This window comes from Pseudomonas sp. R76, from assembly GCF_009834565.1.
Lineage (GTDB): Bacteria > Pseudomonadota > Gammaproteobacteria > Pseudomonadales > Pseudomonadaceae > Aquipseudomonas.
Genome location: NZ_CP019428.1, coordinates 3,255,860 through 3,280,863, shown reverse-complemented (window position 1 = coordinate 3,280,863; position 25,004 = coordinate 3,255,860). Strand labels below are relative to the sequence as shown.

Annotated in this window: 17 protein-coding genes; 15 read left to right on the top strand and 2 right to left on the bottom strand. The window is 59.4% G+C overall.

Translation table 11 applies throughout. The features are described from left to right. Positions 1-734: 734 nt before the first annotated feature. Positions 735-2,495 (bottom strand): helix-turn-helix domain-containing protein, encoded by a 1,761-nt coding sequence (locus PspR76_RS14880; RefSeq protein ID WP_081049285.1) that lies wholly within the window; start codon positions 2,493-2,495, stop codon positions 735-737. Positions 2,496-2,683: 188 nt separating this feature from the next. Between PspR76_RS14880 and PspR76_RS14875 the strand changes: the two genes are divergently transcribed. From PspR76_RS14875 to PspR76_RS14805, 15 genes are all read left to right on the top strand, one after another. After that, positions 2,684-3,283 (top strand): amino acid synthesis family protein, encoded by a 600-nt coding sequence (locus tag PspR76_RS14875; protein ID WP_058425957.1) that lies wholly within the window; start codon positions 2,684-2,686, stop codon positions 3,281-3,283. 113 nt (positions 3,284-3,396) lie between these two features. Then, positions 3,397-4,335: a flavin reductase family protein gene (locus PspR76_RS14870; RefSeq protein WP_058425958.1), complete on the top strand. Its 939-nt coding sequence runs from the start codon at positions 3,397-3,399 to the stop codon at positions 4,333-4,335. 22 nt (positions 4,336-4,357) lie between these two features. After that, positions 4,358-5,869, top strand: a complete 1,512-nt coding sequence (locus PspR76_RS14865) for an aldehyde dehydrogenase (protein WP_159956371.1) — start codon at positions 4,358-4,360, stop codon at positions 5,867-5,869. Positions 5,870-5,887: 18 nt separating this feature from the next. After that, positions 5,888-6,964, top strand: a complete 1,077-nt coding sequence (locus tag PspR76_RS14860) for an LLM class flavin-dependent oxidoreductase (protein ID WP_058425960.1) — start codon at positions 5,888-5,890, stop codon at positions 6,962-6,964. A 3-nt stretch (positions 6,965-6,967) separates the two neighbouring features. Next, entirely contained in the window at positions 6,968-7,780 is an 813-nt protein-coding gene (locus PspR76_RS14855; protein WP_058425961.1) for an alpha/beta fold hydrolase, read from the top strand. Next, positions 7,773-8,168, top strand: coding sequence for a carboxymuconolactone decarboxylase family protein (locus tag PspR76_RS14850; RefSeq protein WP_058425962.1), 396 nt, complete (start codon positions 7,773-7,775; stop codon positions 8,166-8,168). The genes PspR76_RS14855 and PspR76_RS14850 overlap by 8 nt, the downstream gene beginning before the upstream one ends. 175 nt (positions 8,169-8,343) lie before the next feature. After that, positions 8,344-9,540, top strand: coding sequence for a quaternary amine ABC transporter ATP-binding protein (locus PspR76_RS14845; RefSeq protein WP_058425963.1), 1,197 nt, complete (start codon positions 8,344-8,346; stop codon positions 9,538-9,540). Then, on the top strand, positions 9,533-10,429 hold the full coding sequence (locus PspR76_RS14840; protein ID WP_058425964.1) for an ABC transporter permease: 897 nt from the start codon (positions 9,533-9,535) through the stop codon (positions 10,427-10,429). Before PspR76_RS14845 ends, PspR76_RS14840 begins: the two co-directional genes overlap by 8 nt. 73 nt (positions 10,430-10,502) lie before the next feature. Next, positions 10,503-11,534 (top strand): glycine betaine/L-proline ABC transporter substrate-binding protein ProX, encoded by a 1,032-nt coding sequence (proX, locus tag PspR76_RS14835; protein ID WP_058425965.1) that lies wholly within the window; start codon positions 10,503-10,505, stop codon positions 11,532-11,534. 153 nt (positions 11,535-11,687) lie between these two features. Beyond that, positions 11,688-13,160 carry an NAD-dependent succinate-semialdehyde dehydrogenase gene (locus tag PspR76_RS14830; RefSeq protein ID WP_159956369.1) on the top strand — a complete coding sequence of 491 codons (1,473 nt, stop codon included), beginning with the start codon at positions 11,688-11,690 and terminating at the stop codon, positions 13,158-13,160. 11 nt (positions 13,161-13,171) lie between these two features. After that, the gene (locus PspR76_RS14825; protein WP_159956367.1) at positions 13,172-14,557 is read left to right on the top strand and encodes an aspartate aminotransferase family protein; all 1,386 of its coding nucleotides are present in this window, start codon (positions 13,172-13,174) and stop codon (positions 14,555-14,557) included. A 150-nt stretch (positions 14,558-14,707) separates the two neighbouring features. After that, entirely contained in the window at positions 14,708-14,878 is a 171-nt protein-coding gene (locus tag PspR76_RS31435) for an AsnC family transcriptional regulator (protein WP_257792559.1), read from the top strand. Between the two features lie 377 nt (positions 14,879-15,255). Next, on the top strand, positions 15,256-15,651 hold the full coding sequence (locus PspR76_RS14815; protein ID WP_081049286.1) for a DUF2946 domain-containing protein: 396 nt from the start codon (positions 15,256-15,258) through the stop codon (positions 15,649-15,651). A 290-nt stretch (positions 15,652-15,941) separates the two neighbouring features. Then, positions 15,942-17,954 carry a TonB-dependent receptor gene (locus tag PspR76_RS14810; RefSeq protein WP_159956365.1) on the top strand — a complete coding sequence of 671 codons (2,013 nt, stop codon included), beginning with the start codon at positions 15,942-15,944 and terminating at the stop codon, positions 17,952-17,954. 18 nt (positions 17,955-17,972) lie between these two features. Further along, complete coding sequence (locus tag PspR76_RS14805) at positions 17,973-18,830, top strand: DJ-1/PfpI family protein (protein ID WP_122304935.1); 858 nt, start codon at positions 17,973-17,975, stop codon at positions 18,828-18,830. A gap of 683 nt (positions 18,831-19,513) precedes the next feature. On the opposite strand, the gene PspR76_RS14800 is transcribed toward PspR76_RS14805, so the two are convergent. Further along, positions 19,514-24,832, bottom strand: coding sequence for a type III effector HrpK domain-containing protein (locus PspR76_RS14800; protein ID WP_159956363.1), 5,319 nt, complete (start codon positions 24,830-24,832; stop codon positions 19,514-19,516). Positions 24,833-25,004: the final 172 nt, after the last annotated feature.

Sequence of the window (25,004 nt, the reverse complement as noted above, 5' to 3'; positions counted from 1 at the left end):
TTTACAATTCATCTAACCCTCTGAAAGCATTCATATTTTTGGATTATCAGCGCTTTCGATAGACAAAATTATGGACTACTTGTTTGGGCATGGGAAGCGTATCCAATGAGCGCTCGTTCGAATCTGGTAGGTATTTAGCCACTGCCAAACAGCTCATTGAAATACCCGAAAGTTCAATGCTGTCTCGCGCTTTCCGGTCTGGAGCCGGAAAGCGCGAGTGGATGCGAGAGCCTGTAGTGGTCATCCTGGTTTTCTAGAGATCCCGAAGGACTCAAGCTGGCTGCGGCTAACGTCGTCACCCTCAAGTATGATCCGCTCGAAAAGCGCCTTTGTGCAGCGGTTTTGATTTGACCGGAACGATTCGGCACTCTAGCGAGCCGTGGAAGGGGCTGAGTTTTTTGCGGGTTTCGCACCGGTCGATTGGCTTGGAGTGCTATCACTCATATTCAGAAGGTATTTCTGGACAACCCAGTACACTTGGCGATGTGATGCAGCGAACTCTTGTTGGGGAAGTGCGTCCCCCGGACTTACCTCAACATATCCATACAAAATCCCCCTTGCTCTCCAGTCAGAAACTAGACCAGAGCTAGTGAGAAGATAGGGCCGCTTTCGGTCACCAGAAACAATCCCACTCTTCCCTACAAAGAACCAACGCCACACACAAAAAAATGCTCGCAACAATGTCATAGTCCAAAACTTGAATTTCAGAGCGCAGCTGAATCGGCTGGCAGTAATCAGTTTTGGATCACTCGCTGCAAGTTGATAGCCAGCTCTATGGCGAACCGGCGCTCCGGCGTCTCCACATCGATACCGAACAGCTCTTGGATACGCGCCAGGCGATACCGCAGCGTGGTCACGTGCACGCCCATCGCGTCGGCGCAGGCCTGGCTGTGGCAGCTTTCGCGCAGGTAGGCGGTGAGGGTTTCCAGGTAGGGCGTCTGGTGCTTGCGGTCGTGCTCGAGCATGGCGCCGACGCTCTCGTTGACGAAGGTGCGGATGTCTTCGCCGCCCACCGCAGCCACGAAGATCGGGATGGGCCCGAAGTCCTGGTCGGAGATCGGCCCGCTGCGGCCAAACGAGCGGGCGATGTCGATCAGGCGGCGGCAACGTTCCCAGGCGCCGGGGTAATCGGTCAGGGCGTGGCAGACGCCGCTGGCCAGCAGGAGCGGCTCGCCGCCCAGGTAGTGGGCCAGGTCTTCGGCGATCTGGCGCTTGACCTTGGCCCGGCGCTCGCGGCCCTTCTCGCCTTCGGCGGGCACCAGGCACACCAGGCCGTTATCGACACTGATGACGGTGGCCGGGATCGCTGCGCGGGCCAGGATGCGCGCGACGTTGTGGTGCAGGTTCTTGGCTTCGCGTGCCTTGGCGCCGTAGTCGATGATGATCATCTGCTGCGCCTGGTTGAACTGGATGCCCAGGCGCTGGGCCCGTTGCTGGATGTCATCGGCATCGCGCCAGCGGCCTTCGAGTACTTCGAACAGCAGTTCGGTCTGGGTGCGGGTCTCGAACCGGAAGCGGATAAAGCTGCGCATCATCTGCACGCTGAGGGCGAACTTGGCACTTTCGAGCATCAGCAAATCCAGTTCATTGACCGGCGCCGCCACCGGGAACAACACCAGCGCACCCACCAGCTCATGGTCGACCATCAGCGGTTCGATCTGCGCACGCAGGGTGAACTGGCGCTGGCCGTCATCGAGAAACAGGTTGACGGTGTTCCGCAGGGCACTGCGCAGGCTGTCCTGGGCGGTCTTGGTGATCTGCACACTGAGCACGCCGGCCGCAGCGGCCTGCCAGCTGCTGTCGTCGAACAGCGCGGTGTCCGGTGAGCGCCCCGCCACCACCTGGTTGGCAGTGAAGTCCACCGCTATCACCGGGTTGGGCAACTGGTTGCCGACCATCAGCGACAGCGACCCCACCGAACCGCCACCCAGCACGTGTTCCAGCATCGAGGTGTGCACATGCAGCGCCTGCTGCATGCGTTCGGCGGCGCGGCGTTCGGCTTCCAGCTGGCGCTGGCGTTCCACGGCGATGACGCCCAGGTGGATGATCATGCCGAGGAACACCCGGTCTTCTTCGGACACGTCCATCAAGGTGCGGGAAATCACGCTGAGCACCATGGGCCGGCCGTCAAAGTCGGTGCAGTTCATCGGCATCACCATCACCGTGCGGTAGTCGCGCTCCACCGATTCGCGGCGATAGCCCGGGTACTCGCAATCACGCACGTCGCGGATAAACACCGGTTCGTTGCGCTGCAACGCGGTCATCACCGGGCTGGAGGACAGCTCCCAACTGTCCACCAGCGGGCGCTGTACCAGGGTGGGGTCGTGACGGGCGATCACATGGCCAAACCCCGCCTCCATGTCGATGGCCATGATCGAACTCATGGTCCAGTGGGTATGGCGGCAGCTGGCGTACACCAGTTGGTGCAGCATCGACTGCAAGTCGCCGCCGGAGTTGATCTGGCTGGCCACGTCGCGCAGCGACAGTATCTGCATTTCTCGATTCAAGGCGCTCACCTGAACGTGTGGAACATGGCACCCAAAGTGCCTGCCCGGCCCGCCTGATACTTGCTCCACTTCAGAGCAATGTCCACTGCTTTTATGCGCCGAAAAGGAGGAAGACGGATTTTGCCTTTGCCCATAGCCTTGGATCAAACCAACAGCCACAAGGGCGACACCTCATCATGAATCTGGACAATCTGGGCGTCAGGAAATACTGCACCTTCATCGAAGAAACCTTTATCGAAGGGGGCAAGGACGCCGGCAAACCCATCACGCTGGTCGTGGTGGCCGCCATCTTGAAAAACCCCTGGGCTGGCCAAGGCTTCGTCGAAAACCTGCGCCCCGAGATCCTGCGCCTGGCCCCCGGCCTGGGCCACGAAATGACCCGCCGCCTGATTGCGCTAATGCCGGGTGGCAAAGTCGAGGCCTTTGGCAAGGCGGCCGCCGTGGGCGTCAACGGTGAGATCGAACACGCCTCGGGCCTGATCCACACCCTGCGCTTTGGCAACCTGTTCCGCGAAGCCGTGGAAGGCACCGCCTATCTGAGCTTCACCAACACCCGCAACGCCCCGGGCGCCCTGCTCGCCTTGCCAATGGTGCACAAGAGCGAAACCGGCAAGCGCTCGCACTTCCTCACCGCCAACTTCCAGGTGGCCGATGCCCCGGGGCCGGATGAGGTGCTGATCGCCATTGGTGCCTCGGACGGCTCCCGTGCTCACCCGCGCATTGCCGACCGTTATCAGGACATGGCGGAAATGGAAGCCGAGCAGCCCAAGGACTGAGCCCTGCGCTGAAACCGCGCAAAACTTTCCAGGGTTTTACCCGTGATCGTCGCAAGCCTGGGGTTGAAACCGCCCGTAGGCTTGCTTGACACCCCAACAACAGGAGCACTCCGATGCCGAGTACCGACAACGTTGCAGCCGTCGACCCGGGCGCCTTGCGCCAGGCCTTCGGCACCTTTGTGACCGGCGTGACCGTGATCACCACCCATGACGCCGACGGTAACCCTCGGGGCATGACCGCCAATTCGTTTACTTCGGTTTCCCTCGACCCGCCGCTGTTGCTGGTGTGCGTCGGGAAATCCGCCGCCAGTCATGGCGCGTTTGCGGCCAGCGAACACTTTGCCGTCAACCTGCTGCATGAAGGGCAAGTGGATGTCTCCGGCACCTTCGCCTCCAAGTCGCCGGACAAATTCCACACCGTCAACCACGACACCGTGCACACCGGTGCGCCCATCCTCACCGACAGCCTGACCTGGTTCGACTGCAGCGTGCACCAGCGCATCGACGCCGGCGACCACCTGGTGCTGATCGGCCAGGTGCGCGCTTTCGGCACCAGCCCCAAGTTACCCCTGTGCTTCTGCCGTGGGCGTTACGCGAATATCCAGGACCCGCTGCCGGCCAGCTGGCTGGACTCGCACAAAATGATCATCGGCTACCTGATCGAAACCGACGGCGCGATTCTGTTCCGCGCCGACGGCCAGGGCGGCTGGACCCTGCCGGTGGCGGGCAAACGCAAGGGCTTTATCGATGCCGGCAGCAGCGCCCTGCCGGTGGAACTGGAGTCGACCTTCTTGTATTCGGTGTTCGATGTGGATGACACCGACCCGGGCTTCCTGATCTATCGCGCCCAACTTGGCGCGCTGGAGGCCGAACTGCCCGACACCCTGCGCTTCTTCCCGCTGGACGACCTGCCCATCGACCTGATGCCGGTCAACGAACTGCGCTCGGTGGTGCGTCGCTATGCCCGCGAACGCGAGAACCAGCAATTCGGCATCTACACCGGCTCCGCCGCCAGCGGGCGCATCGCGATGCTCGAAAACGCCCCGCTTTGATCCGCACACACAGGACACTTGCATGAAAACCACGGTCAGCGCCCTTGAGGGCAATCGTCTCAACCTGTTTATCGACGGCCGCTTCGTCGAACCGGCCAGCGGCACCTATGTCGACAGCTTCGACCCCACCACCGGCCAGGCCTGGTACGAGTTCGCCCAGAGCGACGCCAGCGATGTCGCCCGCGCGGTGGCATCGGCCAAGCGCGCCTTCCACGACCCGCAGTGGCGCGACATCACGCCCACCGCACGGGGCAAGCTGCTCTATCGCCTGGCGCAACTGGTGGCCGAGCACGCCGAGGAACTGGCCCTGCTGGAAACCCGTGACAACGGCAAGCTGCTGCGCGAGATGAGCGCGCAAATGAGCGCCCTGCCCGACGCCTACACCTACTTCGCCGGCATGGCCGACAAGCTGCAAGGCGAGGTGATCCCGGTCAACAAGCTCAACCAGCTCAACTACAGCAGCCGCGAGCCCCTGGGCGTGGTTGGCATGATCACCCCGTGGAACTCGCCGCTGATGCTGCTCACCGGCACCCTGGCGCCGTGCCTGGCGATCGGCAATACCGTGGTGATCAAGCCATCGGAACATGCCAGCGCCTCCACCCTGGCCCTGGCCGAATTGATCATCCAGGCGGGCTTCCCGGCCGGCGTGGTCAACGTGGTCACCGGCAACGGCGCGATCACCGGCGATGCCTTGACGCGCCACCCGGACATCGCCAAGTACGTGTTTACCGGCAGCACCGACACCGGCCGCCGCATTGCCGGCAACGCCGCGAACAACCTGGTGCCGTGCCAGATGGAATTGGGCGGCAAATCACCTCACGTGGTGTTCGCCGACGTCGACATCGAGAAAGCCGTCAACGGCGTGGTCTCGGGGATTTTCGCCGCCGCCGGGCAAAGCTGCGTGGCCGGATCGCGCTGCTTTGTCGAAGCCTCGATCTATGACCAATTTGTGGAAGCGCTGGTGGCGCGCACGCAAAAAATCACCGTGGGCCACCCCATGGAAGCCAATACCGATATCGGCCCCTTGGCGTTGCAAGCCCAGCTGCAAAAAATCGAAGGCTACATCGCCAGCGGCCTGCAACAAGGCGCCCAGGCTGCCATCGGTGGCAAGCGCCCAAGCGCTGCGCACCTGAGCGAAGGCTGGTACTTCGAACCGACAGTAATGGCTAACGCCCGCAACGACATGCCGTTCATGCGCGACGAGCTGTTCGGGCCGGTGGTGGGCGTGATGCCGTTCAGTTCCGAAGAACAGATGATCAGCCTGGCCAACGACACCGCCTACGGCCTGGCCTCGGGCATCTGGACCCAGAACATCGACCGCGCCCTGCGCTTTGCCAACCGCATTGACGCCGGCACGGTGTGGATCAACACCTACCGCAGTTCGGCCTACATGTCGGCCAACGGCGGCTTCAAACAGAGCGGCTACGGGCGACGCGGCGGCTTTGATGTGATGCGCGAGTTCTCCCGCGCCAAGAACGTGATCATCGACTACTCCGGCGAGATGCAGGACCCGTTCGTGATTCGCCTGCGCTGATTATTTAAGGAGCCTCACATGAAATTTGCCGTATCCCTGAGCATGGAACGTTTCTCCCCGGACGTGCCGATGCAGACCGTCATGGCCAACCTGCTGGAGCTGGCGAAGATCGCCGACGAAGGCGGTTTCGAAACCCTGTGGACGTCCGAGCACCACACCCTGGAATGCACCATCGCGCCCAACCCGTTCCAGACCCTGACCTGGCTAGGCCAGCACACCGAGCGCATCCGCCTGGGCACCGCGACCATCGCGGCCGCCTACTGGCACCCGATCCGCCTGGCCGGGGAAGCAGCGCTGTGCGATCACTTGACCAAAGGCCGCCTGGAATTCGGCATCGCCCGGGGTTCCTACCAGTACGAATTCGACCGCATGACCCCTGGCCTACAACAGCAGGAAGGCGTCGGCTACATGAAGGAACTGGTGCCGGCGGTGCAGAAACTCTGGACCGGTGACTACGCCCACGACGGCCATTACTGGAAATTCCCGCTGACCGCTGCGGTGCCCAAACCCTTGCAAAAAGACCACCCGCGCATCTGGGTGGCCGCACGTGACCCGGGCACCTTCGACTGGGCGGTGGGCATCGGCGCCAACATTCTCTCTACCCCGCTCTCCCTACCGGCCGCCGAGATCGCCGTGCTGGGCGAGAAATTCAACAAGGCCGTGGCCGACAACCCCCACGTGCCGCGCCCACGCTTCATGATGCAGCGGCGCACCTGCGTCTACGCCAACCCGGAAGACTGGCAAGTGCCGGTGCAACACAGCATGGACTTTGGCCGTGCGTTCGAAAACCTGATGCAGAACGTCGGCACCGTGCACAACGGTTTCCCTGAGCCGGTGCCGTTTGAAGCGGTGCGCGGCAAGGAGAACTACAACCCGGACAACATCCGCCGCAACCTGATGTTCGGCACCCCGGACGAAATCATCGCCAAGTTGCTCGACTATGAAGCGGCCGGCGTCGATCAATATTGCCTGGGCCTGACCTTCAACCTGCCGTTCGAATTGCAGAAGCAAACCCTTCGCCTGTTCATCGACGAGGTAATGCCGGTGTTCGCCGAGCGCGAGCGCGTCAAACGTCGCGAAACGGTGGCGGGGTAAGCCATGGGCGACGCACAACAACTCAGCGTGGCGAATGTCACGCTCAACTACCGCCTCGATGGGCACGGGCCGCGACCACTGGTGTGCATACACGGCGTGGGTTCCAGCCTGGAAGCCTGGGCCGAAGTGGTGCAGGACTTGAAGGAGGGTTTCACGGTACTGACCTTCGATTTGCGCGGCCATGGGCAGTCGTCCCGTACACCGGGGCGCTATGAAATCGACCATCTGGTCAGTGAAGCCCTGGCGCTGGCCGAACACGTGGGTTTTGGGCGATTCGACCTGGCGGGGTTTTCGTTGGGTGGTTTGATCGCCCAGCGCCTGGTTCTGACGCACCCTGAGCGGGTGCGGCGGCTGGTGCTGTTGTCGACCGTCGCCGGGCGTAATGCCGAAGAACGTGAGCGAGTTAAAGCGCGCCTGGTTGCCCTGCAAGCCGGCGAGCCGGTGGCGCATTACGAAGCCTCGTTGGCGCGTTGGTTGACCGAGCAATTTCAGGCACAGAACCCGGATGCCGTGCTGCGCTTGCGGCAACGGAATGCTGCCAATGACCCAGTGTGTTACGCCGCGGCGTACCGGGTGCTGGCCGAATCGGATTTCGGCGAGCAACTGGGGCAGATCCACTGCCCGACACTCATTGCCACCGGCTCCGATGACCTCGGCTCCAACCAGCGCATGGCGGCGTTCATGCACAAGCAAATCCAAGGCTCGACCCTGCGAATTCTGCCGGGACTGCGCCACTGCATCCTGATAGAGGCACCACAGCAAGTGGCGGCGCTGATGCTCGATTTTTTAACCGATTCGGAGACCCACCATGGATAAGTCATTGCAGGCCAGTGGCGAGCGCGTACGCCGCCAAGTGCTGGGAGACGCCTACGTCGACCAGTCCCTGGGCCGGGCCGACGATTTCTCGCGGCCGTTCCAGGACGTGTTGAATGAATATTGCTGGGGCATGGTCTGGACCGACGACGCCCTGGACCTCAAGCAACGCAGCCTGCTCAACCTGGGCATGCTCGCGGCGCTGGGGCGCATGGAGGAGTTTGGCGTGCACTTTTGCGGCGCCCTGCGCAACGGTTTGACCGATGAGGAATTGCGCGCGGCCCTGGTGCAAATCGCGGTGTATTGCGGCATTCCGGCGGGCGTCGAAGCCTTCCGCGTAGCCCGCAAGGCCCGGGAAGGCATGGCCTCGATGGAATCACCTACCGGCTGACGCCCACCCCTTGCACCCGCCCCACGCTCATGCTGTAACTGCTTTGTCGAACAACAAGAAATTTTTGCGTTGCCCATTGCGACTGCACCACCGACGGACCTTTGACTGCCAGTAGCCCAAAAATTTCTCTTGATGAAATTTCCGCAGATAGCAAAACAACAATTGGAGGCAATTGGTGAGCGAACGACTAAAGATCGAGAACCTGTATAAGGTGTTCTCTTCGGCGCCCGATCGAGCCATGCAGCTCTTGACCGCTGGCGCCAGCAAAGACCGGATCCTGGCGGAGACCGCCACGGTGGTCGGCCTCAACAACGTATCGCTGTCGATTCCCAGCGGCGCGATCTACATGATCATGGGCTTGTCCGGCTCGGGCAAATCCACCCTTGCGCGGTGCATCAATCGCTTGAACGAACCGACGGCAGGCAAAATCCTGCTCGACGGTGAAGACCTAGTAACGCTTAACGAAAGCCAGCTGCGAGAAGTACGACGAACCCGCATCTCGATGGTGTTTCAGCACTTCGCCCTGCTGCCGAACAAAACCGTGATCGAGAACACCGAATTTGGCCTCAAGTTGAGGGGCGTGCCGTTGGCCCAGCGCCGCAAGCGCGCTGAAGAAGTGCTGGCGGTTGTTGGCCTGGCCAAGTGGGCCGATCACCATCCCCACGAACTCTCCGGCGGCATGCGTCAGCGGGTTGGCCTAGCCCGTGCACTGACCACGGATGCCGATGTGCTGATCATGGACGAAGCCTTCAGCGCGCTTGATCCACTGATTCGTACGGAAATGCAGGACGAACTGCTGCGTCTGCAGCGCACCCTCAAGAAAACAATTCTGTTCATAACCCACGATTTTCAGGAGGCGCTGAAGCTGGGTACACGCATCGCGATCATGGCCGACGGTCAAGTGGTGCGCGAGGGCACGCCCCAGGAAATCGTCATGGATCCGGGCAGCGATTATGTCGCAGCGTTCACTCGGGATGTGGACCGCTCACGACTGTTCGATGCCCTTTCGATCATGGATGCCGCAGGCACATTGCTGGTCCAGGGCGACACCCGCATCGTCGGCAATGAAAGCTCCAGCGCTTTCGTCCTGAACATCAGAGGCAAAGCGGTCGGCGTGCTCGATTCCGCCGCGTTGTTGGCGGTCGGTGGAGGCGCCGACGCGCTGCAACGCCTGTCGCCGCAGTTTGTCAGCGTGCCGGGCAACGCCAAATTGGTGGAAGTGGCGCGCCTGCTCAAGCCGGGCCTGCCGGTGGCGGTGGTCGATGGCGAGGGGCTGTTTATCGGCACCCTGAGCAGCGCCCACATTCTCGATTGTATTGCCAGCGTCGCGTCCCATTGCCCAAGCGCTGCGGAGGTTGCACATCATGCTTAGTTCAGAAGACATCGCGGTTTTCCCCGTAGACCAATGGATCAGCCAAGGCGTCGAGTGGATGGGCATTCATTTGCGGCCGATGTTCCTGGCGATTCGTTGGCCGGTGGAGCACTTGCTGGCGTTGAGCGACTCGCTGATCCACGCCATTCCCTTCCCAATCATGGTGCTGCTGATGTTCCTCGTGGCCTACCGCGCCGCGAGCCTGGGGGTGGCGCTGTTCAGTGCAGCGGCGCTGGTGGCGATTGCCGTGCTGGGGGTGTGGGACGAGGCCATGACCACCTTGTCGCTGATCACCACGGCGATCGTGATCTGCATGGTCATCGGGATTCCCATGGGCATCTGGTGCGCCCGCAGCGAACGGGTCTGGCAGGTGATGCGCCCGATCCTCGACATCATGCAGACCACCCCGACCTTCGTGTACCTGGTGCCGGTGGTGATGCTATTCGGAGTTGGCACGGTGTCGGGTGAGGTTGCTGTAGTGATTTCCGCCTGCCCGCCGTTGATTCGCTTCACCTACCTGGGCATTCGCATGGTGGACACCGAACTGGTGGAAGCTGGCCACGCCTTTGGCGCCGATCGCCGGCAATTGCTCTGGGAAATCCAATTGCCCCTGGCAATCCCCACAATCCTCGGCGGCCTCAACCAGACAGTGCTCACGGCCATGGTGATGTCGGTGGTGGTGGCGATGATCGGCGCCGAAGGCCTGGGCTTGGTAGTGTTGCAAGGGCTTGGGCGGATGGATGTTGGCCGCGCCGCTGTGGGCGGGATCGCAATTGTGTTGCTGGCGATGATGCTCGACCGGATCACCCAGAAATTGGCGCAACCGTCCGTGCGTAAACGCCAGTCGCTGTTCAAGCGCCTGATCAATCCCCGACCGGTAAACGCATAAAAAGAAAGAATTCCTAATGCCCGTTTTTGACTGCGTCGCCTTAAACATAACGAGAAAAAAAGAGGAAATTATCATGCGTCCACTCAAAGCCTTGCTTGGATTTGCAGCAACGTTGTCCCTGGTTGGTCTGGCGTGCACTCAAGTGATGGCCGACGACTTGCCAGGCAAAGGCAAGACCATTCGCTTCGTGCAGTCGGAAAGTACCGGCGGTAACTATGTCATCACTAAAATCGCCATTGAGGCTAGCAAGCGCCTGGGTTATGCGACCAAGTTGAGCACCGTCAACACCACGCTATTTTTCCCCGCAGCGGCCCAGGGTGACCTGGACCTATCGATGGACGTGACCCTACCCCAGCTGCAACCCAGCTTCGACAAGGTCAAGGATCGCACCGAAGTGGTGGGCGGCGGCTCTATCACCGGCGCCGGCTACAACGGCTACATGATCGACAAGAAAACCGCCGACGCTTACCACATCACCAGCCTGGAACAACTCAAAGACCCGAAGATCGCCGGGCTGTTCGGCAAGAACGGCAAGGCTGACCTGATCAGTTGCGATCCGGGCTGGGGTTGCGGCGACGTGGTCGATTATCAACTCGACAAGTTCGGTCTCAAGGCCACCGTCAACCCCGTGCGCGGCAAATATGAGGCGCTGATGTTCGAAAACGTCGCGCGCTTGAAACGTGGCGAGCCGGTGTTTTTCTATGCCTGGGCGCCGTCGTGGATGACCAACACCATGGTGCCGGGTAAAGACGTGGTCTGGCTGCCGACACCATTCGATGCCTTGCCTGGCAATGTTCCGAGCACCGTTTCGGCATTAACTCCAGGGGTGACCGGTTGCGCTGGCGGCGCCGACCCTTGCCGCATGGCCATGGCTGCGTGGAACTGGTACGCGATCGGTAACAAGCAATTTGTCGCGGCCAATCCGGCCATCAAGGCCCTGGTGGAGCAAATGACGTTCCCCCAGAACACGTGGAGCTATTGGGAAAAAACCATCAGCCAGGACGGCTCCAGCGAACGCAACATCCGCAAGCTGGCGGATGACTGGATGAGTGAAAACAAGGTGACGATGGATGGCTGGGTGGCCAAGGCCAAAGCCGCTCAGTAACGCCGCAGTCTTTGCGCTGAGCGGGTTGGCCCGCTCACCGTAAAAACTGCTGTTTGACGGCACACAAGCAGAAAAAACCACTGCCGCACCCCGCCAAACCTCCGGTTACCGTTCCCGCACTGCCCTAGCGTTAATCAAGTTGGAGTGAACGCAATGAGCTACAGAAACCCGCTGCTGTTCAAAGCCCTATGCTACGTCAATGGGCATTGGGTCCACAGTGACAGTGGTCGCAGCATCGCCGTGCACAACCCGGCGAACCTTGAATTGATTGGCCATGTGCCGCTGCTCGATCAGCCGCAGATTGTCGCGGCAGTCGATGCGGCGCATCGGGCCTTTGCTGGCTGGCGCGAATTTAGCGTGGAAGCGCGCGCCACGATTCTGCGGCGCTGGGCCGCATTGATCCTTGAGCATGAGGAGGACCTCGCGCGCATTCTCAGTCAGGAACAAGGTAAGCCTCTGGCCGAATCCCGTGGCGAAATCGCCTACGCCGCCAGTTTCATTCCGTGGTTCGCCGAAGAGGCCCGGCGGCTGTATGGGCAGAACATTCCCAGCCATATCCCGGGCGCGCACCTCGGCACCGTCAAGGAACCGGTCGGCGTGTGTGCGCTGCTGACCCCTTGGAATTTCCCTTCGGCGATGATCACCCGCAAAGCAGCTGCCGCACTCGCTGCCGGTTGCACGGTGGTGATCAAACCGGCCCACGAAACACCCTATTCGGCATTCGCTTTGGCCCAGTTGGCCGAAGAGGCCGGCTTCCCCGCCGGAGTGTTCAACGTGGTGTTGGGCGAACCGCAGATGGCCATGCAGACTCTGGTTCAGGACAGCCGCGTGCGCTCCGTCAGCTTCACCGGCTCGACCCGGGTCGGCAAGTTGGTACTGCAAGCAATTGCCCAGGACGTGAAGAAGGTCGCGTTGGAATTGGGCGGCAATGCGCCGTTCATTGTCTGCGCCGATGCAGACCTGGAACTGGCGGTGAAGATCGCAGTGGAAGCCAAATTCCAGACTTCCGGCCAGGATTGCTGCGCGGCCAACCGGATCATAGTCGAGCGCTCGATTTACCCGGCGTTTCTCAGTCGCTTTGCCGCCGCCGTGCGTGAGCTGCGGGTCGGCCCGGCGCTGATCGGCGAGCAGGAGCAACCGGTCGACATCGGCCCGCTGATGCACCAGGCCGCTTTTGACGTGACCGCCGAACGTGTGGCCGATGCACTAAAGCTGGGCGCGCAACGCCTGGTGGGCGGCGAGGCTCACGCCTTGGGTGGCTTGTTTTACCAGCCGACCGTGCTTGCGGATGTCACGCCGCAAATGCGCATTTACCGTGAAGAGAATTTCGCTCCGATTGCCGGGGTGATGCCGTTCGATACCCTTGAGCAAGCCATCGAAATGGCCAACGACACCGAATACGGTCTGGCCGCCTACATTTGTTCCAATCGCCTGGACCTGATCTACCCTCTGATTCGCCGTCTAGACCATGCGATGGTCGCCGTCAACGGCGTCAAGTTCACCGGCCACCCGATCCCGTTCGGTGGCATGAAAGCCTCGGGGCTGGGCCGCGAAGGCGGCACCGAGGGCTTCGAAGCCTTTGTCGAAACCAAATATTTCTGCCTACACCATCAAGGGCAGTCCTAAGGAGACGTACCATGAACCAAGAGTTCGACACGCTGTTCGAGCAAGACCGCGCACACTTCATGCACCCCTCGACCCACGCCCACGATCACGCCAGAGGCGCGCTCAAGGGACGCATCATCAAGAGCGCCTCGGGTATTCGTATCCGTGACCATGAAGGCCGCGAATTCATTGACGCCTTTGCCGGACTGTACTGCGTGAACATTGGCTACGGCCGTACCGAAGTGGCCGACGCGATCTATAAACAGGCCAAGGAACTGGCCTACTACCACACCTATGTCGGCCACTCGACCGAGGCGATCATCGGGCTGTCCAGCCGCATCATGGACTGGGCGCCCGAGGGCATGAAAAAGGTCTATTACGGCCTGTCCGGGTCCGACGCCAATGAAACCCAGATCAAACTGGTGCGTTACTACAACAACGTGCTGGGCCGTCCACAGAAGAAGAAAATCATCTCCCGCGACCGTGGTTACCACGGGTCGGGGATAATGACCGGCAGCCTCACCGGGCTGCCGACGTTTCACCAGCATTTCGACCTGCCGGAGCAAGGCGTTAAACACACTGTATGCCCGCACTGGTACCGCAAAGCCCCTGCCGGTATGGACGAGGCCGCCTTTGTCCGTTATTGCGCCGACGAGCTGGAGAAAATGATTCTCGCCGAAGGCCCCGATACCGTCGCCGCGTTCATTGGCGAACCTGTCATGGGCACCGGCGGCATCGTGGTCCCTCCTGCCGGTTACTGGTCGGCGATTCAAGCGGTACTGAACAAATACGACGTGTTACTGATCGCCGATGAAGTGGTCTGTGCCTTCGGTCGACTAGGTTCGAAGATGGGCAGTCAGCGCTACGGCATGCGCCCCGACCTGATCACCATCGCAAAGGGGCTGACCAGCGCCTACGCGCCGTTGTCAGCGGTGATCGTCGGCGAAAAGGTCTGGGATGTGATCGAAAAGGCTTCCGAATCTCAAGGTGCCATGGGTCATGGCTGGACTTACTCCGGGCATCCAATTTGCGCGGCGGCGGCTCTGGCCAACCTCGACATACTCGAGCGGGAAAACCTGACTGCCAACGCAGAGACGGTCGGCGGCTACCTGAACCGGCGGTTGCGCGAAACCCTGGAAGGCCACCCGCTGGTGGGTGAAGTACGCGGCGACGGCATGCTCGCCGCCGTGGAGTTTATGGCCGACCGAGAACAGCGCACCCCGTTTGATGCAGCGTTGAAAGTCGGCCCGCGGGTTTCGGCGGCGTGCCTAGAGCGTGGCATGATTGCCCGGGCCATGCCCCATGGCGATATCCTTGGCTTCGCACCCCCACTCATCCTGACCCAAGAGGATGCGGATCTGATAGTCGATATAACCCGCAGTGCGATTGATCAGGTGAGCAGTGAAGTGCTGGGCTGAGTTCACTCAAGGCTCTGCGTTTTGACGAACAGCAACCCCCCGATAATCGGGGTTTTGCTGGTTGGAGCATCCGTTGCACAGACGTTGCAGTCACACTCGACGAATGGCCTGCTACTCACCTCCCCCCTACGCTTGCGGAGTCCGTAAACGATGCACAAGATTGATCGTTATGACAAGAACATCCTGCGGATCCTGTCCGAGGACGGGCGTATCACTAAGTCGAATCTGGCCGAGGCCATCAAACCCAGCGGGACGCAGCCGCTCCAGACGTTGAATGCTCTGCTTTTCAAAACGGTCCCTAAACGGCCCCTGATTCTCTAGATACCTTACAAGCTCGAGCTGCGGCTCCATGAGAGCCATCATGAGCTCATCGAAGCGGACAGCGAGCTCGATAGCTCGGAATCGGCTTAATCAATGGCACCTCAAATTGCATTTACTCCGGTCAAAGCAATTGTGGGCTAACAGAATAGACGACCTCTTCGTACCGACGTATTTTAAACAACGATTCACCTGTTTATTATGGAGTACATCTTTGAACCAAACGTCCTATCTGCAAATTGTGCGTTCATGCCTATAAACAAGCACCGACGCCCCCTATTCTAGAGCGGTCAAAAGCCCATTAGTTGAAACACTCAAGCGCTAAGCACCACTGTCGCAGCATTCCACAAGTACGCTTCGCCTGGCTGTGCTTTTTTGCGATGTTGATGATTTTTGTCGGTCCTCTGATTTCGCAGACAATGCCGATGAATCATACCCACGTCATGCCGCCGGGTACGTCGATGGATATGGGCGGCGGTGTGCCCCCGCAGCACTGCATTGCGAACCAATCCACAAAAGCCGCGAGCGCGCTGCATCCTCTTTGGGAGAAGTGCGGCTATTGCAGTCTGTTGTTTTCTTCGCCAGCCCTGGCCTCGTTACCCAAGATCCTGATCGGCGTTTATAGAGGCTGTTCAACACGACTGATGCCTTATGTCAGCGGCGGGTATGGGCGTGAGACGATCTTCCCTGGCGCGCGCACTCGCGCTCCGCCAAGTTCCCTGCCGGGTGAAACCCTCACGTGGCCTTGCTGCTTTTCAGCAAGTGCCGCGCCTTAATTGCTCGTTGAAATCCTGAGTGTCCACCCCTGCCTGTGAGGCGGGTCGGACATTCACGGCTACACGTCAGATGCATGTTGAAGTACTGGCCGGTGTTTCAGCGAAACCTGGGAAACCACGTTATGACACAACACTTTTCAAACGTTCCAACGTGGGCGACGACCTTCTGCGCCCTGTGCTTCGCTACCGCTTCACAGGCTCAAAACGATGTCGACAGCCCAGTTGAACTGGCGCCCATCAGCATCACCGCCCCCCCGGTCGGGCTGCCCTCAGCCAGCCTAGCAACGGCCTTGCTGCCCGAAGCCACGGGCGGGCAAGTGGCAAGCGGCAGCCGGCTAGGCCTGCTTGGCAACCGCGACCGCCTTGACACCCCGTTCAACGTGACGGGCTACACCTCGACCTACATTGCCGACAGCCAGGCGCGCAGCATTGCCGATGTAGTGGCTGCGGATCCTTCGGTGCGCGTGGTTTTTCCACGGGCGAGCTATCGGGACGTTTATTACATACGCGGCTTCAGCCTGTTCTCCTACAACATGGGCCTGGACGGTCTGTACGGTATCGCCCCCAAACAACGCTACCCCGCCGAATTTGCCGAACGGATTGAAATCCTCAAGGGCCCGGACACCTTCGTCAACGGGGTGTCCCTTGGCGGCTCGGTGGGGGGCGCGATCAATATCGTGCCAAAGCGCGCCACGAATGACGACGTCACGACGCTGACGACCCGTTTTGAGTCCAACAGTGAGCTAGGGACTCATGTCGATGTCGGGCGTCGCTTTGGTGAGGCCAAACAGTTCGGCATTCGTTTCAACGGCCTGGTCAGCCACGGTGACCTGACGCTCGATGACCAGTCTTCCACACTTGGCGCCACGGCATTGAGCCTCGACTATCAAGGTGATCGCCTGCGTTTATATGGCGACTTTGGCACGCAACGACAGAAAGTCGACGCAGTGGATTGGGTCGCCACCTTGGCACCCGGGGTGAAGAAACCGCCAATAATTGACGGCCATACCGACCTTGGCCAACCCTGGGCGTCCGTCACCAGCAAGGACAGCTACGCCGCAGTGCGCGGCGAATATGATTTGACCGATCAATGGACGGCCTTCACCAGCCTGGGCATCAGCACCACCGAGACAACCGGCCTTTACGTGCAGCCCACCAACCTCAAGACCAACGGTGATTTCCTGGCGGCTATCCGGTCGTTTCCGTCCAACGGTACGTCTGTGTCGACCCAGTCCGGGCTGCGCGGAACCTTTGATACCGGGCCTGTAGGCCACCACCTCACACTGGCTACGGCGTATTGGCACCAGGATCTCAAAGCAGTCAGCACAGTGCTTGGCAGTTATGCGGCGAATGCCTACAACACGATCTCGCAGCCCAAGCCCAACACATCCGCCGTGGTGGACTTGGACGACATCCATCACACATCCCAAGTCAACTTCAGCAGTGTTGCTCTGGCCGACACGCTGTCAGTGTTGAACGAGCGTGTACAGCTGACGCTGGGCGGCCGCCAGCAGACTATTCAGAGCGACAACTACGCTGCACAAAGTGGCGCCAAAACCTCATCCTATGATCGTTCCGCGTTTTCACCGGCGCTGGGGGTGGTGTTCAAGCTGAGTGATCATCTGAGCCTGTATGGCAATTATGTTGAAGCCCTGCAGCAAGGCCCGTCGGTCCCTAACACGGCGCTTAACTACGGTGACACTCTTGCTCCAGTGATCTCGCGTCAGGTCGAAACCGGGATCAAGGCAGACATCGGTACCTGGTTCACCAGCCTGGCCGCGTTCCAGATCACCCAACCCAACGGCAACACAGACCTGCGCACCAATATCTATGCCCTGGATGGCGAACAGCGCAACCGTGGGCTGGAGTGGAATATCTCCGGCGCATTGCTTGAGCAGGTCCGCATCCTGGGTGGTGCAACGTTGATCGACGGTCGCCAGACCAAGACCGCAGGCGGCGTGTATGACGACAAAAAGGCGATTGGCGTACCGAACTATCAAGCCAATCTCGGCCTTGAATGGGATACCCCGGTGCCTGACCTCACCCTGTCCACTCGGGTCATCCGCACCGACAAACAATACGTCGATGCCTCCAACACCCAATCGATTGATGCCTGGACCCGTTACGACCTGGGCGCGCGCTATTCGCTCAAGGGCGTGATGGACAAGCCAGTGGTGCTGCGGGTGGCGGTGGAAAACGTCGCGAACACGCGCTACTGGGCCTCCGCCTCCACCGGGCAGGTATCCGGCATCTCACGCGCCCCCCCTCGAACCTTGTTGCTTTCCAGCACTTTTTCATTCTGACCCACAGGAAAACACACCATGAACGACTCATTTTCCAATGGCATCGGCCGTCGCGACTTTCTTTCAACCTCCCTCATTGTCGCCAGCGGGCTCGCGCTGGGTGATAAAGCGCTGGCCGGCCAGAAAGATCCAGGCATGCCCATGCCCAACGCAAAACCGGCCGGTCCCAAACTCAAAATTGCCATGCTGGTGTACCCGCGCATGGTCCTGCTGGACCTGGTTGGGCCGCAAACCGTGTTCAATATCATCGGCAGCGACATTTACCTCGTGGCCAAGACCCTGGCGCCCGTTTCAACCGATGTCGGCATCGATATTGCGCCCGACAGGGTGTTTGACGACTGCCCCCACGACCTTGATGTGCTGTTCGTACCGGGCGGTCTGATGGGTTCGCTGGCGGCCATGCAGGATGAAGCGACCTTACAGTTTCTGGCCGACCGCGGGCAAACCGCACAGTACGTCACCAGCGTGTGTACCGGCGCACTCGTCATCGGCGCTGCTGGTTTGCTCAAGGGGTACCGTGCCAATACCCACTGGGGGGTGGCTGATTTGCTGCCACTGCTAGGCGCAACGCTCGATCGCAGCCGCGTCGTGCATGACCGAAATCGCATGACCGGTGGCGGTGTGACGGCAGGCATTGATTTTGGTTTGACGCTTGCCGCCATTTTGTGCGGAGAAGATATGGCCAAACATGCCCAACTGATCATCGAATACGCGCCGGAGCCGCCATTCCAGGCTGGCACACCGGAGGAAGTCGGCCCGGCGAGAATGATAGAGGAGCGCAAGCGTCGGGTGTGGATGGACGGTGAGGCCCTGCGCGTATGCGAACTGGCCTCACAGCGGCTAGGGTTGCCCCAAGCCCTGCCTAAGAAAGCTTAAAGCTACGCGTCAACTCAGCCCAAGGACGGGATTTGTTGGCATGTTGCCACGTTTAAATTTACATGACCCGTAAGGGCCGCCGCAAAAAAAACTAATACAACTGGCGATGCATCTGGCGAGAAGGAACGGAAAATCACTATAGAAATTCGTTACCGTTAAATCACACAAGGCGAGTTGGCGAGTCTCTAATCAAATGCTGCGCCAAGCAAAGCGTCAAGATTTAGACGAGCCATACTTGCTTTCTTATCAGTGATAAAGTACATCGATGATAAAGATATATCCAGTGGTTAGAGACTACCCTTGAAAATTGCGACTGCTTGCGCGCAGCGTTTGATATCGTTCGCTCAGGGTACTAGGTACATCGTCTCAGGGGGCGAACGCCAAACGTGGAGCAACTCAGCCTGCGCAGCCGAATTAACAAATGTTCACTCAAGTAGCCTTTGGTTACAGCATTCTGATCACACTGCCCGAGCCGAGCGCTGCCACGGCAAGCCGGATATCAAGTTGCTGCGGACTGTTCTCGAAAGAGCCGCATCCATTTTCTGATGACGCGAGCATTGATGCCATGGGCTGATGACAATCTTGCACAACCTATAGCATGACTGACATGTTCGCCTCCCCTGAGGTCGTGTTGTACCACCCAGTGCCGCAAGCGGCCAGCACGCACCAGCCGCTCACTGCGATCACGCCTTGCCAGTAATCCCATACTTACCGACATAATCGCCGAGAAGGTCAGCGTAGTCGTTCTCACGAGACGACTGCTCGCTCTGTTGGATCGCGACCATGACGAAGGTCACGGCGGCAGCGAGCACGTTGCTCGCGGCCGAGGCGAAGCTCAGGCTGCCGGCGATGATCGGAATAGCGGTAACCGAGATACCGGAAAGGCCGGCGATGGCCTCAATGCCAACGGCAAGTCCGGAAATCACACCCAGGCCACTGCTGGTAACGCTCAACCCGCCGTTAAGCTTGTCACCTGAACGGATGGCTTGGACGCCATCGATGATGCCTAGCACCCCACCGGCAATGCCCGCAGCGCTTCCCACGAGCGACGCAGAGTTTCCTATCCGGCTTAGGTTGTCTTTGATGTTAGGGCTGACCCTAAGCTGCGTTCCATTGGCCGCTACGGCACTCTCTAGGTCCTTGATGTACTGTGTGTACGCTTTGGTGCCGCCTTCAGTGATTATTGCGGCGGTTTGGATCGAGCTGATCGCCACGTTGGCGGCAGCTTTGGGCGTCATGTCAGCACCGGCCGCGACGCCTTTAGAAATGCTCAGCCCGGCAAGGAACAGACCGCTGACGGTGTGCATGATACCTTTGTCACTAAGGTCCTTGAGGCCGCCTCCGGTAAGCCATTCAGCCTTGATGCCCACCTTGGTGGCCTGACGCATCATGTCCCACGAACCGCGCATGGCGCTTAGGAGTTGATCACGGCTCATTGTCTTGCCAGCGTCGGTCACCAACAACTCGGGCGCCTGTTCTTTAATCGAGTCGAAAATCGACTCGATTTTCTTCTCGTCGAGCTGCTCGCCGCCGTTCACTCCATAGGCGGCTTTCAGATCGTCGAACGTAAGCTCCTTCTGGAAGATTTGGGCAGTTTTTTTGCTTACCAGCTTCCCCAGTTTTTCATCGTAAGGGGCAGTAACGTCAGCCGGTAATGTCGCGTTGAACAACGCCACTTCCATACTGAACGCACTCAGGCCCTGCTCCGGAGTCCCCTTTTCCATCAGCGCGTCGAGACGCTTGCCTGTGCTGATGTCCTGCTCGTAGTAACGTTGCAGGTCCTTACCGATCGAGCTCTTGGCCACCGCATTTTGGATTGCCTTCGTATCGTGAATGCCCAACGCCGCTTGGGTAGAGGTCGCGAGGTTATTGAACGCGATAAGCGCCTCGGTTTTGCTGGCACCTTCTTGCTTGGAGCTTTTTTCCCAAAGCGCATCCAATGCCTTACCGCTGAGGATTTCGTCCTGGTAGGTCTTCTGCACACTGGCCTTCATACCGGGGATTTTACCGACCAGTTTCTCCATCGATGTCGCGCCGGCCTGTTCGAGGTACTTGACCACTTCCTTGTCGGCGGTCAGTTGGTCGATGTGTGCCTGTATGTCTTTCATCAGAGCCTTGGGATCGTCGCCCACGCCGGCGCGATCCCCAAGCTTCTTGACGATATGGCTTTTTTTCCACATACCTGAACTCTCACCCATCATTACCAAACCGTAGGCCTGCTGAAGGTCTTGCACTACTGCGGCTTTTTCCTTGGCCGAATAACGGTTGGTTTTTTTGAAAATCTCTGGGCCAATCTTCGAGGTGTCTACGCCATCGACAGCGCCACCTTGGCTAGCGCGGGCCAGGAACTGCGAGGCCGAGGCCGCGTCCTTGGGCGCCTCCTTATCGATCCAATTGCTGATGTCCTCCTTGGTCAGCAAACCGTCCGAGCCATAGCGCATCTTGTCGACGCTGGTTTCCAGCAGCTTGAACGTACCTGGGTTGCTCCAGAAATCGATCGCCTCCTTGAGGTTATCGGGCAGATTGGCATGCTCGCTCTTGAATTTTTGCAAGTCGCCCACGCGCAGAAACTCACGGGCACCGGTGGCCTCGCGAATCGCGTCGAAGTTCTCATGCAGGATTGAGGCGTACTCAGCGATCTTCAGCGACGAAGCGTCAGAATCTAAATGGTTTTTCTTGAAATCCTGATACTTACCGGCGTGATGCTCCAGGGCCGAGAAGCCGTACTTACCGAAATCTTGCAAGCGACCAGCCTCGGTGCCGTGCTCGGCTTCACCACTGCTGGTGAAACCGTCGATCTTGCCATTGCCCTTATCGCCGCCGGTGTTGAAGGCGCCATCATTGGAATAGCTTTCAATGTACTCGAGCACTTGCACGGCACGGTAGGCGGCGTCAGCGTCGTGTTCGAAATCACCGACCTGATCCTTGAGCATGTCGCGGGTACCGCTCTGGTTCTCCAAACCACGCAAAAGCGACGAGTCGCGTTGGATTTCAGCTGCCGAACGCTTGTCATCGCTGGGGCGCGTCCAATCAATGCCCAGTTTCTTGGCTTGCTCGCGGGCAGTAGCGTCGCTGCCAGCTTTGGTGCGATTAGGAATCACGCCATTCAGGCTGTCGAAACCGTTCTTGCCAAAGTCCTGCAAACGGCCGGCCTCGGTACCATGCTTGGCCTCGCCACTACTGGTGAAGCCGTCGATCTGGCCATTACCCGTGTCCTTGCCGACCAGGGCTTTGCCCTCATCGTCGAAGCGCTGTATGTGCTCGATCACCTGGGCCGCGCGGAAAGCCGCATCGGCGTCGTGCTCGAAATCACCGACCCGATCCTTCAGCAGGTCGCGCGCACCGCTGTCGTTCGGCAAGCTCTTGAGCGCTGGCGTCTGATTTACGATCTCACTGGCACTTCGTCCATCACCCTCGGGACGCTGCCAAACGATACCCTTGACCTCGGCCTTCTCGCGTGCCTGTCTGTCATCACCGACTTGTGCACGGTCCTTCAAGCTGCCTTTGAGAGACTCGAAGCCGTATTTGCCGAAGTCCTTTAGGCGCCCAGCCTCAGTGCCGTGGCGCGCTTGGCCGCTGCTGAAGCCATCCACTTCGCCGTTACCGACCTCTTTTCCGACGATCTGCTTGCCCTCGCCGTCGAGGCGCTCGATATGCTCGAGCACCTGAACTGCGCGATAGGCGGCGTCGGCATTTTTCTCATAATCGCCAACACGCGCCTTAAGCATGCGCTTGACATCTTCGTCGTCGGTTAGATGCTTAAGCATTGGGTTTTCGCGGAGAATGTCATCGGCTCGGCGCGTATCGCCCTTCGGCCTTGTCCAGCGGATACCGAGTTTCTCGGCATTCTCACGAGCGCTATTCTCATCTGCGAGCGGCTCGCCCTTATCGCCTTCGCGCGAATCCATTTTGCCTTTTAGGCTGTCGAAGCCATGCTTGCCAAAGTCTTGCAGGCGACCTGCCTCACTGTTGGGGCTGGCCTCGTTGTCAGGAGTAAAGTCGTCGATTTTGCCATTTCCGACCTTAGCACCACTCTGCTGCTTGCCAAGGCTGTCGAAGGTTTCGATATGCTCTAGCACCTGGGCGGCACGCCAAGCAGCGTCAGGATCGGTTTCGTAGTCACCGACACGATCCTTGAGCAGGTCTTTGACCCCGCTCTGGTTGCCCAAGTCACGCAGTATAGGGGTATCCTGGACGATCTCATGGGCACTGCGTTTGTCCCCGTCGAGGCGGCTCCAAGTGATGCCCAATGCCTGGGCCTTATCGCGCGCCTCGGTATCCTTGCCGACTGCACTGCGATCAACCAAGATACCGTTCAAGCTGTCGAAGCCATGCTTGCCGAAGTCTTGCAGGCGCCCGGCTTCAGTACCTGGCTCGGCCTCGTTGCTGCTGGTGAAACCATCGAGCTTGTCGTTAGCCACGCTGTTGCTGGCGATCAAGTTGCCCGCGCCGTCGAAGCGCTCAATGTGATTGAGCACCTGCACAGCGCGGTAGGCAGCATCGGCGTCCTTCTCATAATCACCCACTTGATCCTTGAGCATGTCCTTGACACCGCTATGGTTTTCGAGACTCTTGAGTAGCGGATGATTCTTCAGAATATCTTGGGCTGATCGCGTATCACCGTCGGGGCGCTCCCACACTATGCCTTTGACCTTGGCCTTATTGCGGGACTGCTCGTCGGTTTTTACAGACTGGGTGTCAGGCAGCGTACCTTTGAGACTCTCGAAACCGTCCTTGCCGAAATCCTGTAAGCGCCCAGCTTCGCTGCCGTGTGAAGCTTCCTCGCCTTTGAAACCGTCGATGCTGCCATTGCCGACGTCCTTGCCGACGAGGCTCTTGCCTTCACCATCGAAGCGTTCGATGTGCTCCAGCACCTGGACGGCACGGTAAGCAGCATCGGCGTCGTGCTCATAGTCGCCGACGCGGTCCTTGAGCATGTCCTTGACACTGCTCTGGTTGCCCAAACGACTGAGCAAGGGGCTGCTGTCGATAATCGCTTGGGGACTGGAGTCGTCTCCCTGCGGACGCTCCCAGTGTATACCGAGCTTTTCGGCCTCAGCACGGGCGCTTTTGTCCTCGCCCACTTTGCTACGATCGACAAGATGTCCCTTGAGACTGTCGAAGCCATCCTTACCGAAGTCTTGCAAGCGCCCGGCTTCGGTGCCGTGCTTGGCCTCGTTGCTGCTGGTAAAACCATCGATCTTACCGTTGCCTGCGTCCTCGCCGACGATAGCTTTGCCGTCGCCATCCAGGCGCTGGACATGCTCTAATACTTGGGATGCGCGATAGGCGGCATCGGCATCGTGCTTGTAGTCACCGACCTGATCCATCAGCAGGCGCTCGACATCCTTCTTACCGTCGATATCCTTAAGCGCCGGAGTGTTGTTAAGGATGTCCTGGGCAGAACGTCGATCTTTGTCGGGCCGCTCCCACTTAATACCCTTGGCTTCAGCGGCGTCACGAGTCTTGGGGTCTTTGAAGGCGGCGGTGCGATTACCCAGGTCACCCTTGAGGGACTCGAAGCCGAACTTGCCAAAGTCTTTCAAGCGCCCAGCTTCGGTGCCATGGTAAACCTGTCCACTGGAGCTCACACCATCGATGCTCTCGTTACCGAGCGTAGTGCCGGAGACCAACCGGCCGTCTTCATCGAACCGCTCGATATGATCCAGCACCTGCACTGCACGAAAAGCGGCATCAGGATCGCTGTCGAAGTCACCGACCCTCGCCTTCAGTGCATCGCGCATGCCCTCTTGGTTGCCCAAATTTCGAAGTAACTTTGAGTCTTCCATGATGGCCTTGACCGAGCGGTTGTCACCGTCCGGACGCTCCCAAACGATGCCCAATTCCTTCGCCTGCTCACGCGCGGCGTCTGCAGACTTACTCGAACTGTCCTCGCTCTTTCGCTTGGCAACGACCACTGCGCTATTCCACAAAGAACCTACGTCACGTAAGTCGGTGGCGTGGGCGTTAGCAAGAGCTGGGGAGATTTTAGTATCGATCATTGCGCAGTCGCCGCCTGTGATAAAAAATACTTAAAGCACCGTAACAGCAACTGAATAAATATCTTGTGAAGAGCTGTGAATAATTCGTAAACACCTTGTGAAACTGACCGTAGGGCCCGTAGATATTGGATATTTGCAAGAAACCCTTTCCATATCGGAAGACTGAAATACC